This is a genomic window from Streptomyces sp. CNH287 (genome assembly GCF_000424825.1).
In genome coordinates this window covers 424,215-439,248 of sequence record NZ_KE384252.1, presented here as the reverse complement: position 1 = coordinate 439,248, position 15,034 = coordinate 424,215, and the positions used below count along the sequence as shown (strand labels likewise).

Sequence of the window (15,034 nt, the reverse complement as noted above, 5' to 3'; positions counted from 1 at the left end):
CTCCCGGTAGATGACCGGGTTGATAGGCCGGATATGGAAGCCTCGTGAGGGGTGGAGTTGACCGGTACTAATAGGCCGAGGGCTTGTCCTCAGTTGTTCGCGTCCACTGTGTGGTTTCTGAGACCACAACCAGACTTTTTATTCACCGATTTTAACTGAACAGTGTGCTTGTTCGCTAAGACTCTGGGTCCTCGTGACCTGAAAAGAGTTTCGGTGGTCATAGTGCGAGGGAAACGCCCGGTTACATTCCGAACCCGGAAGCTAAGCCTTGTTACGCCGATGGTACTGCATGCGGGAGCGTGTGGGAGAGTAGGTCACCGCCGAACAATCTTTAGGGCCGTCGGTCCTCAGCGTGCATGCGCTGGGGGCCGACGGCCTTTTTTTGTGGTGTTTTTGCTCGATGCGCGCCGAATGTGCGGCTGCGCGAGAATGGCATGCAGTTGCTTGCAGACAGGAGTCACGCCGATGTCCACCAACTCGCCCGACGACCGGCCGGAGCGCCGGCCTCGCCAGGGAGAACCCCGACAAGGCGATGACCGACCGCGTCAGCCCCGCCGCGACAACGATCGCGCGGGATTCCGGCGCGACGACCGGGCCGGCGACCGGAACCGCGGTAGCGGTGGAGGCAGTGGCAGGGGCGGCGGCAGTGGCAGGGGCGATCGTGGTCGTGACGATCGGCGCGGCGGCGCGCGCCCTGCGCGTGACGACCGGCCGGGTGGCGGGCGCCGTGAGGACGATCGCGACGGGCGCCGCCCGTACGGGAGCGGCGGCGACCGTGCGCGGGACGATCGCGGGCGTGGTCGTCCCGGAGACCGTGAGGACCGCCCGCGCGGCCCGCGGCGCGACGACGACCGCGGCGCCCGGCGCCCGGGGACCGGGGGCCGTGAGCGTGGCGACGACCGTGACCGCCCCCGCGGCGGCAGCGGGGATCGCGACCGTCCTCGGGGTGGGGACCGTCCCGGGAACCGCGGCGGGTTCCGGCGGGACCGTGACGACCGCCCGCGTGAGGACCGCCCGCGCGGCCCGCGCCGTGACGACGACCGCGGCGCCCGCCGCCCCTACAGCGGCGACCGCGGCCGTGACGACCGGGGTCGCGACGACCGCGGCCGTGATCGCGGGCGCGGTGACGACCGCCGAGGGCCTCGCGGCGGCGACCGCCCCGGTGACCGCGGCGGCTTCCGCCGTGACGACCGCAGGCCGGACCGCGAGCCGCTGCGGCGCCTGCCGATCGACGAGGACGTCACCGGCGAGGAGATCAACAAGGAGGTCCGGCAGGAGCTGATGAGCCTGCCCAAGGGCCTGGCCGAGGACGTCGCCAAGAACCTCGTGATGGTCGGCCGCTTGCTGGACGAGGAGCCGCAGGAGGCGTACGGCTACGCGAAGGTGGCCCTGCGGCTGGCCTCGCGGGTCCCCGCGGTCCGGGAGACAGCGGGATTCGCAGCGTACGCCGTGGGCAAGTACGCGGAGGCGCTGGCGGAGTTCCGGGCTGCCCGCCGGATGACCGGCGGGGTGCAGCTGTGGCCGGTGATGGCCGACTGCGAGCGCGGCATCGGCCGTCCGGAGCGTGCTCTGGCCATGGCCGGTGAGCCGGAGGTGCAGAAGCTGGACAAGGCCGGACAGGTCGAGATGCGCCTGGTCGCGGCGGGCGCCCGGCGTGACATGGGGCAGGCCGAGGCCGCCGTGGTGACCTTGCAGAGTTCCGAGCTGGCTTCCCACTCGGTGCAGCCCTGGTCGGCCCGGCTGCGGTACGCGTACGCGGACGTGCTGCTGGAGGTCGGCCGGGAGGCCGAGGCGCGGGAGTGGTTCGCCAAGGCGCTGGAGGCGGACCAGAGCGGGGCGACGGACGCCTCGGACCGGCTTGCCGAGCTGGACGGGGTGGAGTTCCTCGACGCGCTGGACGAGGACGCGGAGGACGCCGTAGCCGCGGAGGACGCCGAAGGGGCTGAGTCCCGGGCGGATGCCGCCGACGGTGACGGCGCCGGGACGCGCGCCGGGGACTGAGGCCGCGCAGGGGCGGGGGAGACGGCCGCGGTCACCGCGCCGTCCCTCCGCCCCTGCCTGCGTTCGGCTGCGTCTGCCGTGGCGCCGGTTCAGGCCGGTGCGGCGTCGGCGGTTCCCTCGGCGCCTTCGGTGCCTTCCTCGCCGAGGGTCCGCAGCACCAGCCCGGTCGCGGGCTTCGGCCCGAACGAGGTCGACTTGCGGGGCATGGTCACGCCCTGCCCCGCCAGTTCGCGCACCGCGTCCTCGCTGACGGGGCGCATCAGCACCGCCGTGCCGCCCCGCCGGTGCGCCTGGTCGACGGCGTCCTCGGCGGAGTGCAGATAGCTGATGTCCGCGGAGTGGTCCGGGATGCGCCACACTTCGTCGAGCAGGGTGGAGTGCAGGACGGTGGCGTCCAGCCCCCGCCAGGTCTCCGGCCGGTCGGTGCGGATCGTACGGGCGAGCAGGTCCGGGTCCGGGCGGTCCAGCAGCCGGTACTCGGCGGGGCCCGCGGAGAGCAGGAACGCGTTGCCCGGTGTCTCCGCCAGCGCGGACGTCGCGTACGCAAGGGGTCCGCACACCGTGCGGACGCGGAAGGCGCGCTCGTGCGCCGCCAGCCGGGTCAGCGCGTCGGCCAGGGTCAGCCGGGGCAGCACCCGGTGGATGGCACGGACCTGGAGCGGGTGGCGCACGGTGTCGACCAGCAGCACCAGGCCGCGGGACCAGGCGGGCTCGCCGGGATGTTCGGCGCGCAGCCGCTGGTAGGTCGCCCAGCGGTGGTGCCCGTCGGCGATGAGCGCCTCGCGGTGGCTCAGGTCGGCGTCGACGGCGGCCAGTTCGGCCGGGTCGGTGACCGGCCACAGCCGGTGTGCGAAGCCGTCCTCGGTGGTCGTGGCCAGCAGCGGCGGGCGCTTGAGGGCCCGTTCGATCACGGCGGTCGCGCCGGTGACGGTGCCGTCGCCGCGGTAGGACAGCAGCAGCGGCTCGAAGTTGGCCGCCGCCGCGCGCATCAGGTCGGCGCGCTCGGCGACGATCTCCGCCACCACGTCCTCGTGCGGCAGCACCGGCCCGTCCAGGTCCAGCGCGCCGATGAGGCCGCGCTGGAGCAGCTCGCCGGAACGCTGCTCGTAGACGTACAGCGCGGGCCGGGCGTCCTGGGCCAGCACGCCTTCCCGCCGCCAGCGACGCAGCGTGTCCGCCGCCTGCCGGTGGCGGACGGCTGGGTCGGCGGCCTGCGGGAGGATGAGCCGGACGATGTTGTACGGGTCCGCCGTCTCCAGGTGCTGCACGCCGTCCGGCCGGACCACCACGTCGTAGGGCGGCGAGGTGACGGCCGCGAGGCCGCTGACCCGGTCCTGGGCGTAGCGCAGCCCCCGGAAGGGACGGAGGTGGAGCCCGGCATCACTCATCCGGGAATGCTATGCCGCCCGGTCGGCACGCTGCCGGACGGGTGCGAGATGATCGGGGCGACCGACTCACACACAGGGCCGCGCCGACCGGCACAGCCGTAAGGAGCGGGACCTCATGCTGCGAGCTTCCCGGCAGACGCTGAGCGAGGCGTACGACACCGCCCTGCTGGACCTGGACGGGGTGGTGTACGCGGGCGGCGCGGCCGTCCCGCACGCCGCGCCCTCGCTGGCCGTGGCGCGGGAGGGCGGCATGCGGCTGGCCTTCGTGACGAACAACGCGGCGCGGACCCCGCAGACCGTCGCCGCCCATCTGACCCGGCTGGGCGTTCCGGCGCGCGCCGAGGACGTCGTCACCTCCGCCCAGGCGGTCGCCCGCCTGATCGCGGACCGGCTGCCGTACGGGGCGCGGGTGCTGTGCGTGGGCGCGGAGGGGCTGCGGGTCGCGCTGACGGAGCGCGGGCTGACGCCCGTCGAGTCCGCCGACGACGACCCGGCGGCCGTGGTGCAGGGCTACGGCGGGCCGGAACTGCCCTGGGGGCGGCTGGCGGAGGCGGCGCTGGCCGTAGGCCGTGGGCTGCCGTGGTTCGCCTCGAACACCGATCTGACGATCCCGAGCGCCCGGGGCATCGCGCCGGGCAACGGCGCCGCCGTGGAGGTCGTACGCATCGCCACCCGCTGGATGCGGGACGCGCCCGAGCCGGTGGTGGCCGGGAAGCCGCTGCCGCCGATGCACCGGGAGACGATCCTGCGCACCGGGGCGGTACGGCCGCTGGTGGTGGGGGACCGGCTGGACACGGACATCGAGGGCGCGCACGCGGGCGGCGTCGACTCGCTGCTGGTGCTGACCGGCGTCACCGACGCGGCGCAGCTGCTGGCGGCCGGGCCCCGGCACCGGCCCACGTACGTGGCGGCCGACCTGCGCGGACTGCTGAGCGGTCAGCCGCCGGTCACCCCGCAGGAGTCGGGTTTCGGCTGCGGGGGGTGGACCGCGGTCGTGCGCTACGGCGGGTACCGGCTGGACGGGGACGGCTCGCCGGTGGACGGACTGAGGGCGCTGTGCGGGGCCGCGTGGGCGGTGGCGGGCGAGGAGCGGTGCACCCTGGACGCGGCCAAGGTGCTGGCGCGGCTGGGGCTGTGAGCCCGGCGGGGCGGGCCGCCGGCGGTCAGCCGCCGGATTCCGCGCCGTCCGCCGGGGCCGTCCGGGAGACCGCCTCCTCGACGAGCTGTTCCTCCGTCGCGCCCAGCCGCCAGTAGCCGGTGAAGGTGACCGCCCGGCGGGCGAGGCCGCGCTCCTTGACCAGGTGGCGGCGCAGCGCCCGTACGGTCGCCGCCTCGCCCGCGACCCAGGCGTACGGCGTGCCGGGCGGGAAGGCGGCGGCGCGTACGGCGTCCGGGGCGAGGTCGGTGCGGCGGGGCCGCCGGTCCGCGGCGGCGTCCGGCGCGAGGAGTTCCTCCCGGACGAGCCAGTGGATCTCGGCGTCGGCCGGGGTCGGCAGCGGCTGGACGTCGCCCGTGTGCGCGACCTCGATCCAGACCCTGGCGGGCATCCCGGCCGGGAGCGACTCCAGGATGCCCGCGACGGCGGGCAGCGCGGTCTCGTCACCGCAGACGAGGACCCAGTCCGTGCCGGCGGGGGGCCGGAAGTCGACACCCGCGTTGTCCGCGGCGACGGGGCCCAGCAGGACGGCCCGGTCTCCGGGGCGGGCGCCCGCGGCCCAGCGGGACGCGGGGCCGCTGGCGGCGGGTGCCGCCGTGTCCGCCCCCGCCTCGGTGCCGTGGAGCGCGAAGTCGATGTCCAGCTCGTCCGGGTCGCGGCGCTGCGCGCGCACCGTGTAGGAGCGCATGACGCCCCGCACCCGCGGGTCCATCTCCCGCCACCGGGTGAACCACTCCTCGCCCGCCTCGGTCGGCACGATCGGGGCGTCCTGCCCCGGCTGCGGCAGGAACAGCTTGAAGCGCTGGTCCCGTCCGCCCGAGGCGAAGCCGCCCAGCCGGTCGCCGCCGAGGGTGACGCGCATCATCGTCGGGCCGACCCGGTGCGTGCGCACGACGTGGACGTCGAAGAACTCGAAGGGCAGGGCCGGTGCTTCGGGTGCTGCGGTGCTCATGGGGCGGGGACCTCCCAGGGTGGCGGGCGGGACAGGGCGGGCAGGGGTGCGACAGGGCGGGGCACGGGAGGCCGGGTAGCCGTGGGCCCGACCATCTAGTTAGGTTAACCTCACCAAAGTTGCTGTCCAGTGACCGGGTGCGCCTCCGCCGCCCGGTTCAGATCCGGAGCCCGTACGTGACGCCCGTCCCGCTCGCCCACGCCCGGCGCCGTCCGGCACGGCCCTCGCGCGGCCGGTCCCGCCGGGGCGCCGCCGCCTCCTGCACCGCCGTGCACGGCATGCGGCTGTCGCGCACGCTGCCCGGGTTGCTGGGCGGAGGTCATCTGGTGTGGCTGCTGGCCACGGAGCGCAAGGCAGGTCGGATATGACAGGCACGGAGACCATCCCGGGCACGCGTACGGGCGCGAGCAACGACAAGGGAGCGGGCGTGCGGCTCAGCGGCGACGGGCTGACCCTCGGCTACGACCAGCGCGTCATCGCCGAAGGGCTGGACGTGAGCATCCCGGACCGGTCGTTCACGGTCGTCGTCGGCCCCAACGCCTGCGGGAAGTCCACGCTGCTGCGCGCCCTCTCCCGGATGCTGAAGCCCTCGGCGGGCACCGTACTGCTGGACGGCGCCGACATCGGCGCGCTCCCCGCGAAGCAGGTGGCCCGCACCCTCGGGCTGCTGCCGCAGACCTCGATCGCGCCGGACGGCATCACCGTCGCCGACCTCGTCGCCCGCGGGCGCTACCCGCATCAGGGGCTGCTGCGGCAGTGGTCGCGCGACGACGAGCGCGTCGTCGGCGAGTCGATGACCGCCACGGGTGTCGCGGACCTGGCGGACCGCCTGGTGGAGGAACTGTCCGGCGGGCAGCGGCAGCGGGTGTGGATCGCCATGGCACTGGCCCAGCAGACGCCGCTGCTGCTGCTCGACGAGCCGACCACCTACCTCGACATCGCCCACCAGATCGAGGTGCTCGACCTGTGCGCGCGGCTGCACGAGGAAGGGCGCACGGTGGTCGCCGTGCTGCACGACCTCAACCACGCCGCCCGCTACGCCACCCACCTGATCGCGATGCGGGAGGGCGCGATCGTCGCGGAGGGTGATCCGGCCGAGGTGGTCACCGCGGAGCTGGTGGAGCACGTCTTCGGGCTGCCGTGCCGGGTGATCGAGGACCCCGAGTCGGGTACGCCGCTGGTGGTTCCGGCCGCCCGTCGCCGGGCGGCCGTCTGACGGAGCCGCAGCCGGTACGGCCGCGGGCCCCCGCCGTCACCCTGCGGACCGCGCACAGCGGGTAGCGTCGGGCCCATGGACGAGCCCATTCCCGGTGCGGAGCCGGAGGAGCACGACGAGCCCGCGGTCCCCGGCGCAGCCGCCGCGGACGTAACGGACCGCGAGGAAGGCGCGGACGCCACGGACGCCACGGACGGCGCGCGCCCCGGCCCGGCGGCCGGGCTGCCCGACGACGGCCCGCGCCCCCTGGGCCTGGGTACCCGCCCCACCGGGCACGCCCCGGTCGACGCGCAGCTGCGGCGGCTGGAGGACGCGGACCACCTCGCCGTCTCGGGACATCTGGAGGTGTACGAGGATGTGCACCGAGGCCTGCGCGAGACGCTGACCGCGCTGGACCGGCCGGCGGCGGCGCCGGCAGCCGTAGTGCCCGAAGTCAGGAGCTGAACCCCACGTGGCCGTGACCCGCCCGCAACGCAAGCGCCTGGACGCCGAACTGGTGCGCCGCAACCTGGCGCGCTCCCGCGAGCACGCCGCCCGGCTCATCGCCGCGGGCCGGGTGACCGTCGGCGGGACACCGGCGACGAAGGCCGCCACCCAGGTGGAGACCAGCGCGGCCGTGGTGGTGCGCGAGGAGGGCGACGGCCCGGAGTACGTCTCGCGCGGCGGGCACAAGCTCGCCGGGGCGCTGGCGGCCTTCGGCCCGGCCGGGCTGCGCGTCGAGGGGCGCCGGGTGCTGGACGCCGGAGCCTCCACCGGGGGCTTCACCGACGCGCTGCTGCGGGCGGGCGCCGCGCACGTGGTCGCCGTCGACGTCGGCTACGGGCAGCTCGCCTGGTCGCTGCGCGGCGACGACCGTGTCACCGTCCGCGACCGTACGAACGTGCGCGAGCTGACGCTCGACGCCGTCGGCGGCGAGCCCGTGGACGTCGTGGTGGGCGACCTGTCGTTCATCTCGCTCGGCTTGGTGCTGCCCGCGCTGCTGCGCTGCGCCGCGCCGGACGCCGACCTGGTGCCGATGGTCAAGCCGCAGTTCGAGGTCGGGCGGGAGCGCCTCGGCAGCGGCGGGGTGGTGCGCAGCGAGCGGCTGCGCGCCGAGGCGGTCACCCAGGTCGCCGCGCAGGCCGCCGCGCTCGGGCTGGGCGTGCGCGGGGTGACCGCCAGTCCGCTTCCGGGTCCGTCCGGCAATGTCGAATACTTTCTGTGGCTGCGCGCCGGGGCACCCGAACTGGACCCGGCCGACGTCGAACGAGCCGTGGCGGAGGGGCCGAAGTGACGACGACACCGACCGAGGGCCGTACGGTCTTCCTGCTCGCGCACACCGGGCGGCCCGCAGCCGTCCGCAGCGCCGAGCTGGTCGTACAGGGACTGCTGCGCTGGGGCATCGGCGTACGGGTGCTGGGGGACGAGGCCAGCGACCTGCCGCTGCCTCCCTCGGTCGAGACGGTCACCAGGAGCGGGCCGGGCACCGACGTGCTGGAGGGGTGCGAGCTGCTGGTCGTCCTCGGCGGCGACGGGACGCTGCTGCGCGGCGCGGAGTTCGCCCGCGCCTCCGGCGTGCCCATGCTCGGCGTCAACCTCGGCCGGGTCGGCTTCCTCGCGGAGGCGGAGCGCGACGACCTGGACAAGGTCGTGGACCGGGTGGTGACCCGTGCGTACGAGGTCGAGGAGCGGATGACCCTCGACGTGCTCGTACGCAACGACGGGCACGTGGTGCACACGGACTGGGCACTCAACGAGGCCGCCGTGGAGAAGGCCGCCCGCGAGCGGATGCTCGAGGTCGTCACGGAGGTCGACGGCCGTCCCGTCTCCCGCTTCGGCGGCGACGGCGTGGTGTGCGCGACGCCCACCGGGTCCACCGCGTACGCCTTCTCGGCGGGCGGGCCGGTGGTGTGGCCGGAGGTCGAGGCGCTGCTGATGGTGCCGATCAGCGCGCACGCGCTGTTCGCCAAGCCGCTGGTCACCGCGCCCGACTCGGTGCTCGCGGTCGAGGTGCAGCCGCACGCCCCTGGCGGCGTGCTGTGGTGCGACGGACGGCGCAGCGCGGAGCTGTCCGCGGGCGCGCGGGTGGAGGTGCGGCGCGGGGCCGTGCCGGTGCGCCTGGCGCGGCTGCACCACGCCTCGTTCACGGACCGGCTGGTCGCCAAGTTCGCCCTCCCCGTGGCGGGTTGGCGCGGCGCGCCGCAGTAGCGCGGGGCGCGCGGGCGGCGGGGGAGTGCGACGTCCGGAATCCGCCGGTACGGGTCGTCGCCGGAGTCGATGCTGGACCGCATGACCAATGATTCGAACGACACGAACGACACGAACGACGCCCCCGCCGCGGCGCCGCTGGCCGTGCTGCGCGGCATGTACGCGGCCGAGGCCCGCTACCTGGCGGCCGGCGGCCCCGGCCGGGCCTCCTTCGACCTGCTCGCCCCCTTCTTCGCCGCCGACGTCGTGCTGCACCAGGCCGCGGCCCTGCCCTACGGCGGCACGTGGCGGGGGCATGCGGGCATGGCCGACTTCTTCGAGGCGATGAGCGCGGTCTGGGAGTCGTTCGAGATAGGGGAGCAGCGGTTCCTGGCGACGGGCGGGACGGCGCCGGACGCGACCTTGGTGGTGCACACCCGGGTGCGCGCCCGCGCTCGCGCCACGGGGCGCGCCCTGGACTTCCCGATCCTCCAGACGGTCACCGTCCAGGGCGGCGCCATCCGCGAGATCCGCCCCTTCTACTGGGACACCGCCGCAGTCGCCGAGGCGTGCGGGCACCAGGCGGCGGGGGTCTGAGCGGGAGCCCCATGCGGCCCCGGGGTGGCGTCGGCCGGGGAACCTCGTATGGTCGTACCCGTGTTGGAGGAGATGCGGATCAGAGCCCTGGGCGTGATCGATGACGCCGTGATCGAGCTGGCACCCGGTTTCACGGCGGTGACGGGCGAGACCGGCGCGGGCAAGACCATGGTGGTCACCAGCCTCGGCCTGCTGCTGGGCGGCCGGGCGGACGCCGCCCTGGTGCGGGTGGGGGCCAAGGCCGCGGTGGTGGAGGGGCGGATAGCGGTGGCGCCGGGCCAGGCCGCGGCGCTGCGGGCCGAGGAGGCGGGCGCCGAGCTGGAGGACGGCGTGCTGCTCCTGAGCCGTACGGTCTCGGCCGAGGGCCGCTCCCGTGCGCACGTCGGCGGCCGGTCGGCCCCGGTGGGGCTGCTGGCCGAGCTGCGCGACGACCTGGTGGCGGTGCACGGGCAGACCGACCAGCAGGGGCTGCTGCGGCCCGCACGGCAGCGCCAGGCGCTGGACCGGTACGCGGGCGAGGCGGTGTCCGGCCCGCTCGTCGAGTACGCCGACGCCTACGCGCGGCTGCGCGCCGTCTCCGCCGAGCTGGACCAGCTGACCACCCTGGCGCGCGAACGCGCCCAGGAGGCCGACCTGCTCCGCTTCGGGCTGGAGGAGATCGGCGCCGCCGAGCCGCGCCCGGGCGAGGACGCCGAACTCACTTCCGAGGCCGGCCGGCTGGGCCACGCCGAGGCGCTGGCGTCCGCCGCCACCGAGGCGCACGGTGCCCTGGCGGGCGACCCGGCCGATCAGGAGGGGGTGGACGCGGCGACGCTCGTGGCGGGCGCCCAGCGTGCGCTGGAGGCGGTACAGGCGCACGACCCGGCGCTCGGCTCGCTGGCCGAGCGCCTGGGCGAGGTCTCCATCCTGCTCTCCGACGTGGCGGGCGAGCTGGCGGGGTACGCCGACGACCTGGACTCCGATCCGCTGCGGCTGGCCGCCGTCGAGGAGCGGCGCGCGCAGCTGACGCACCTCACCCGCAAGTACGGCGAGGACATCGACGGCGTCCTCGCCTGGGCGGAGCAGGGCGCGGCCCGGCTCGCCGAACTCTCCGGCGACGACGACCGCATCGGGGAGCTGGGCGCGGAGCGCGACGCGCTGCGCGCCGAACTCTCCGTCCTCGCCCAGCGCCTGACCGAGGCCCGTACGGATGCGGCCAAACGGTTCGCCGAGGCGGTCACCGAGGAACTCACGGAGCTGGCCATGCCGCACGCGCGGGTCACCTTCGAGCTGAGCCGGAGCGAGGACCCGGACGGGCTCGACGCGGGCGGCCGTACCGTCGCCTTCGGGCCGCACGGCACCGACGACGTGGAACTGCTGCTCGCCCCGCACCCCGGCGCACCGCCCAGGCCCATCGCCAAGGGCGCCTCGGGCGGCGAGCTGTCCCGGGTGATGCTCGCGGTCGAGGTGGTCTTCGCGGGTTCGGACCCGGTGCCGACCTACCTCTTCGACGAGGTGGACGCGGGCGTCGGCGGCAAGGCGGCGGTCGAGGTGGGACGGCGCCTGGCACGCCTGGCCCGGACCGCGCAGGTCGTGGTGGTCACCCACCTGCCGCAGGTGGCGGCCTTCGCCGACCGGCACCTGGTGGTCGAGAAGACGGACGACGGGTCCGTCACCCGCAGCGGTGTGCGGGTGCGGGAGGGCGAGGAGCGGGTGCGCGAGCTGTCCCGGATGCTCGCCGGGCAGGAGGACTCCGAGCTGGCCCGCGCGCACGCGGAGGAGCTGCTGGCCGCCGCGCGTACGGGGCGCTGACGCGGGCGGGGCGGGCTCACGGCGCGTCCGGCCGTCCGCGCGCCCCCGCGGCCGGTCCGCCTCACTCCGGCCCGCCTGCCCGCCCGCGGGGGCGGGCGGCGGTCAGCTCGTCGTAGACGCTCAGTACCTGGGCCGCGGTGTCCGCCGGGGTCGGCGCAGCCGCGGCCCGCGCCCGGCCCGCCGCCCCGAGCGCCGTACGGCGCGGCGGATCGGCGAGCAGCCCGGACACCGCACCCGCCAGCGCGTCCGCATCGCCACGCGGCACCAGCAGGCCGCCCGCGCCCACCAGTTCCCGCGCCCCGTCCGCGGCACCGGCCACCAGCGCGACCCCGGCCCGCAGCGCGTCCGCGCCCACCGCCCCAGGGCCGGCCGCGAGCACCACGACCTCCGCGACGGCCAGCAGCGCGGCCGCGTCGTCCCGCTCACCCAGCAGCCGTACGGGCAGCTGCTCCGCGTCGATCCTGGCCTGCAACGCCGCCCGCAGCGGCCCCTCGCCCACGACGGCCAGCAACGGCGGCGGCTCCAGGCCGCGCCAGGCGCGGGCCGCGGTGAGCAGGACGTCGTGGTCCCCCGCCGGTTCGAGGGGGCCGTGGGCGAACAGCAGGGGCTGGTCCACCGCGCCGATCTCGGCCCGGATCTTGGCGGCGGCGTCCGCGTCCCACGGACCGGAGGGGGCGCCGGGCAGACCGCCGTCGGGCAGTGGAAGGGGCGCGAGCCGCGCGTCCCGCGCGCCGTGGGCGCGCGCCAGGTCGACCAGCTCGGTCGTCGCGCCCAGTACGACGGCGGGCAGCCGGGCCGCCCGCCGTGCCAGCAGCCGGCCCGGCGGGCGGGCCGGTGAGCCCGCCGCGCTCCCGCCTGCCGCCGCCGTGCCGGGGGAGTGGAGGGTGGTGACCAGCGGCACCCGGCGCCCTCGGGCGCCCAGCGCGAGCGCGGCGCGCAAGCCCGCCCGCAGCCCGTGCGCGTGCACCAGTCCGGCGTCCGCACAGGCGGCGCGCAGCCGTGCCAGCCCGGCGGTCTCGTGCGGTGCGCACACCGTGACCCGGAGGCCGTGCGCGGCCAGTTCGGCGGTCAGCGCGCGTACGTGCGCCCGTGCTGCGGGGTTCGCCGCCTCACCGCCCAGGACCTGGACGACGTGCAACGGTGCCCTGCCGCGCTGTGACGGGGGCTGCTCGTGGGGACGGCTCACAGCGGTCGGACTCCGGGGTGGCGAGTGACGGGCGTGCGGCGGGGTGGGATGCGCTGCGCCCAGGATGCCAGTCCGTGACGTCGCGCGGACACCGGCTTCCGGCGGCCGGGGCGGCACGGCACGTCGGCGCTCCACCGGGATCACCCGGCCGGGCGACAGCGCGAGTTCGGCGAACGGGTGCCGCGTACGGCCGCCGGGCCAGCCGGAGGCGCGGACGCGCGGCCGGGCCGGGGGAGCGCTCACCGAGCCCGGCGTGCCCTGCGGCAGCGGCTCCGCCGCGATCCGCCCCGGCCCGCCACCTCCTGACGCCCCGTCGTCGACGGAGGATCGGCCCGGCCGACGGTACGCGCACCCGCACCTGTGCCTGTACGGCGGCAGTCCCCTGCCCGTCAGGGCAGGACCGACCTCGACGTACCCCTCGGTTCCGGACACGCGCAGGCGCCGCCCGTCCCGGATCGGGCGGGTGGCCCCCGCCACGTCCACGACGGCCGGGGCAGGCCGTACTCCCGGGCGATCACCGCGACATGGGCGCGGTGCGTTGCACGGAGAGATCTGCCCGCCGGACCGGCCTCCGCCCGGGTCAGCCCCCGTACGACGCCGAGGTCGTCAGCCGCAGCGCTGTGTCGATCATCGGCACGTGGCTGAACGCCTGCGGGAAGTTGCCCACCTGGCGCTTCAGCTTCGGGTCCCACTCCTCCGCGAGCAGCCCGAGGTCGTTGCGCAGCGACAGCAGCTTCTCGAAGAGCGTGCGCGCCTCCTCGACGCGCCCGATCATCGCGAGGTCGTCCGCGAGCCAGAACGAGCAGGCGAGGAAGGCGCCTTCGTCACCCTCCAGACCGTCCACCCCGGCGTCGGCGCCGCCGGTGGGGTAGCGCCGCACGAAGCCGTCCGGGGTGGACAGCTCCCGCTGGATGGCCTCGATGGTGCCGATGACGCGCTTGTCATCCGGGGGCAGGAAGCCCATCTGCGGGATGAGCAGCAGGGAGGCGTCCAGTTCCTGCGAGCCGTAGGACTGGGTGAAGGTGTTGCGCTCGCGGTCGTAGCCCTTGCGGCAGACGTCGCGGTGGATCTCGTCGCGCAGTCGCTGCCAGCGCCCCAGCGGGCCGTCCACCTCGCCGGACTCTATGAGCTTGATGGTGCGGTCGACGGCCACCCACGCCATCACCTTGGAGTGCACGAAGTGGCGGCGCGGGCCGCGCACCTCCCAGATGCCCTCGTCCGGCTCGTCCCAGTGGTCCTCGAGGTAGTGGATCAGCTTGAGCTGGAGGAGGGAGGCGTAGTCGTTGCGCGCCAGCCCGGTCATGTGGGCCAGGTGCAGCGCCTCGGTCACCTCGCCGTAGACGTCCAGCTGGAGCTGCCCGGCGGCGCCGTTGCCGATCCGGACGGGGCCGGACTCCTCGTACCCCGGCAGCCAGCCCAGTTCGCGTTCGCCCAGATCGCGCTCACCGGCGATGCCGTACATGATCTGGAGGTGCTCCGGGTCCCCGGCGACCGCGCGCAGCAGCCACTCGCGCCAGGCGCGGGCCTCCTCGCGGTAGCCGGTGCGCAGGAGCGAGGAGAGGGTGATCGCGGCGTCCCGCAGCCAGGTGAAGCGGTAGTCCCAGTTCCGGGAGCCGCCGATCTCCTCGGGCAGCGAGGTGGTGGGCGCGGCGACGATGCCGCCGGTGGGCGCGTAGGTCAGGGCCTTCAGGGTGATCAGCGAGCGGACCACGGCCTCGCGGTAGGGGCCGTGGTACGTACAGGTCTCGACCCACTCGCGCCAGAACTCCTCGGTCGCCTCCAGCGCGGAGGCCGGGTCGGGCACCGGAGGCGGCTGCTTGTGTGACGGCTGCCAGGTGATCGTCATCGCCATGCGGTCGCCCGGCGCGACGGTGAAGTCCGAGTAGGTGGTGAGGTCCTTGCCGTAGGTCTCCGCGTCGGTGTCCAGCCAGACCGAGTCGGGCCCGGCGACCGCGACGGTGCGCTGGTCCACCTTGTGCACCCACGGCACCACCCAGCCGTAGGAGAAGCGCATCCGCAGCGCCGAGCGCATCGGCACCCGGCCGCGGACGCCCTCCACGATCCGGACGAGCTGCGGGGCGTCCGTGCCGCGCGGCGGCATGAAGTCGATGACCCGGACGGTGCCCCGCGGCGTGTCCCACTCGGACTCCAGCACGAGCGAGTCGCCGCGGTAGCGGCGGCGGGTCGCCTGAGGCGGTTCACCGCCCGCCGGGTGGGCGGGGCCCAGCCGCCAGAAGCCGTGCTCCTCGGTCCCCAGCAGCCCGGCGAAGACGGCGTGCGAGTCGAATCGCGGCAGGCACATCCAGTCGGCCGAGCCGTCCCGGCTGATGAGGGCGGCGGTCTGCATGTCCCCGATAAGTGCGTAATCCTCGATGCGACCAGCCACGCGAATCTCCAGTCAACCTGCGGCTACGCCCCCGCGGGACGCGCGATTTCACCTCTGCCCATCCGGGTATTCGTGCAGCTTAGATGGTGTGTGGCGGTCTTGCGCACTGCTTGGCGACTCCGGTCGCCCCCAATTGTCGCGCCGGGTGCCCCGGACGCCGCGCGGCACGGCGGGGGCCCGTCGCTGATACCCTGG

Annotated in this window: 14 protein-coding genes and 2 rRNA genes; 12 read left to right on the top strand and 4 right to left on the bottom strand. The window is 75.4% G+C overall.

The features are described 5' to 3' along the window. The 4 genes from H299_RS0129520 to H299_RS40045 form a co-directional block, all read left to right on the top strand. A 23S ribosomal RNA gene (locus tag H299_RS0129520) occupies nt 1–91 on the top strand; the annotation flags it as partial. 118 nt (nt 92–209) lie between these two features. Further along, a 5S ribosomal RNA gene (gene rrf / locus H299_RS0129515) occupies nt 210–326 on the top strand. A 320-nt stretch (nt 327–646) separates the two neighbouring features. Continuing rightward, a complete protein-coding gene (locus tag H299_RS40050) occupies nt 647–1,282 on the top strand; it encodes a hypothetical protein (protein ID WP_199782526.1) in 636 nt (211 codons plus the stop codon). After that, entirely contained in the window at nt 1,282–2,001 is a 720-nt protein-coding gene (locus H299_RS40045) for a tetratricopeptide repeat protein (protein ID WP_486587480.1), read from the top strand. Before H299_RS40050 ends, H299_RS40045 begins: the two co-directional genes overlap by 1 nt. Nucleotides 2,002–2,090: 89 nt before the next feature. On the opposite strand, the gene H299_RS36935 is transcribed toward H299_RS40045, so the two are convergent. Then, nucleotides 2,091–3,389, bottom strand: coding sequence for a DUF1015 domain-containing protein (locus H299_RS36935; RefSeq protein ID WP_051262962.1), 1,299 nt, complete (start codon nt 3,387–3,389; stop codon nt 2,091–2,093). Nucleotides 3,390–3,504: 115 nt separating this feature from the next. Here H299_RS36935 and H299_RS0129495 point away from each other — a divergent pair, with 115 nt between their 5' ends. Then, a complete protein-coding gene (locus tag H299_RS0129495; RefSeq protein WP_027751369.1) occupies nt 3,505–4,527 on the top strand; it encodes an HAD hydrolase-like protein in 1,023 nt (340 codons plus the stop codon). A gap of 25 nt (nt 4,528–4,552) precedes the next feature. On the opposite strand, the gene H299_RS0129490 is transcribed toward H299_RS0129495, so the two are convergent. Continuing rightward, entirely contained in the window at nt 4,553–5,497 is a 945-nt protein-coding gene (locus H299_RS0129490; protein WP_027751368.1) for a siderophore-interacting protein, read from the bottom strand. 176 nt (nt 5,498–5,673) lie between these two features. Between H299_RS0129490 and H299_RS0129485 the strand changes: the two genes are divergently transcribed. The 7 genes from H299_RS0129485 to recN all read left to right on the top strand — a co-directional run bounded on the left by H299_RS0129485 (nt 5,674) and on the right by recN (nt 11,267). Further along, nucleotides 5,674–5,865: a hypothetical protein gene (locus H299_RS0129485; RefSeq protein WP_027751367.1), complete on the top strand. Its 192-nt coding sequence runs from the start codon at nt 5,674–5,676 to the stop codon at nt 5,863–5,865. Beyond that, nucleotides 5,862–6,713, top strand: coding sequence for an ABC transporter ATP-binding protein (locus H299_RS0129480; RefSeq protein ID WP_078513141.1), 852 nt, complete (start codon nt 5,862–5,864; stop codon nt 6,711–6,713). Before H299_RS0129485 ends, H299_RS0129480 begins: the two co-directional genes overlap by 4 nt. Before the next feature lie 75 nt (nt 6,714–6,788). Further along, nucleotides 6,789–7,157 (top strand): hypothetical protein, encoded by a 369-nt coding sequence (locus H299_RS40750; RefSeq protein WP_051262961.1) that lies wholly within the window; start codon nt 6,789–6,791, stop codon nt 7,155–7,157. Nucleotides 7,158–7,170: 13 nt separating this feature from the next. Beyond that, complete coding sequence (locus tag H299_RS0129470; protein WP_027751365.1) at nt 7,171–7,986, top strand: TlyA family RNA methyltransferase; 816 nt, start codon at nt 7,171–7,173, stop codon at nt 7,984–7,986. Beyond that, nucleotides 7,983–8,900 (top strand): NAD kinase, encoded by a 918-nt coding sequence (locus tag H299_RS0129465; RefSeq protein WP_027751364.1) that lies wholly within the window; start codon nt 7,983–7,985, stop codon nt 8,898–8,900. The genes H299_RS0129470 and H299_RS0129465 overlap by 4 nt, the downstream gene beginning before the upstream one ends. Nucleotides 8,901–8,981: 81 nt before the next feature. Further along, the gene (locus tag H299_RS0129460) at nt 8,982–9,476 is read left to right on the top strand and encodes a nuclear transport factor 2 family protein (RefSeq protein ID WP_051262977.1); all 495 of its coding nucleotides are present in this window, start codon (nt 8,982–8,984) and stop codon (nt 9,474–9,476) included. A gap of 48 nt (nt 9,477–9,524) precedes the next feature. Further along, nucleotides 9,525–11,267, top strand: coding sequence for a DNA repair protein RecN (gene recN / locus H299_RS0129455; protein WP_027751362.1), 1,743 nt, complete (start codon nt 9,525–9,527; stop codon nt 11,265–11,267). A gap of 61 nt (nt 11,268–11,328) precedes the next feature. On the opposite strand, the gene H299_RS0129450 is transcribed toward recN, so the two are convergent. Further along, nucleotides 11,329–12,453: a glycosyltransferase gene (locus tag H299_RS0129450; protein ID WP_037761176.1), complete on the bottom strand. Its 1,125-nt coding sequence runs from the start codon at nt 12,451–12,453 to the stop codon at nt 11,329–11,331. A 580-nt stretch (nt 12,454–13,033) separates the two neighbouring features. Beyond that, nucleotides 13,034–14,845: a glycoside hydrolase family 15 protein gene (locus tag H299_RS0129445; RefSeq protein ID WP_027751360.1), complete on the bottom strand. Its 1,812-nt coding sequence runs from the start codon at nt 14,843–14,845 to the stop codon at nt 13,034–13,036. Nucleotides 14,846–15,034: the final 189 nt, after the last annotated feature.

Excerpts from the sequence above, each read along its gene's own strand:
- H299_RS40045 (WP_486587480.1), top strand. The coding sequence starts at position 1,282 with ATGAGCCTGCCCAAGGGCCTGGCCGAGGACGTCGCCAAGAACCTCGTG.
- H299_RS36935 (WP_051262962.1), bottom strand. The coding sequence starts at position 3,389 with ATGAGTGATGCCGGGCTCCACCTCCGTCCCTTCCGGGGGCTGCGCTAC.
- H299_RS0129495 (WP_027751369.1), top strand. The coding sequence starts at position 3,505 with ATGCTGCGAGCTTCCCGGCAGACGCTGAGCGAGGCGTACGACACCGCC.
- H299_RS0129490 (WP_027751368.1), bottom strand. The coding sequence starts at position 5,497 with ATGAGCACCGCAGCACCCGAAGCACCGGCCCTGCCCTTCGAGTTCTTC.
- H299_RS0129480 (WP_078513141.1), top strand. The coding sequence starts at position 5,862 with ATGACAGGCACGGAGACCATCCCGGGCACGCGTACGGGCGCGAGCAAC.
- H299_RS40750 (WP_051262961.1), top strand. The coding sequence starts at position 6,789 with ATGGACGAGCCCATTCCCGGTGCGGAGCCGGAGGAGCACGACGAGCCC.
- H299_RS0129460 (WP_051262977.1), top strand. The coding sequence starts at position 8,982 with ATGACCAATGATTCGAACGACACGAACGACACGAACGACGCCCCCGCC.
- recN (WP_027751362.1), top strand. The coding sequence starts at position 9,525 with ATGGTCGTACCCGTGTTGGAGGAGATGCGGATCAGAGCCCTGGGCGTG.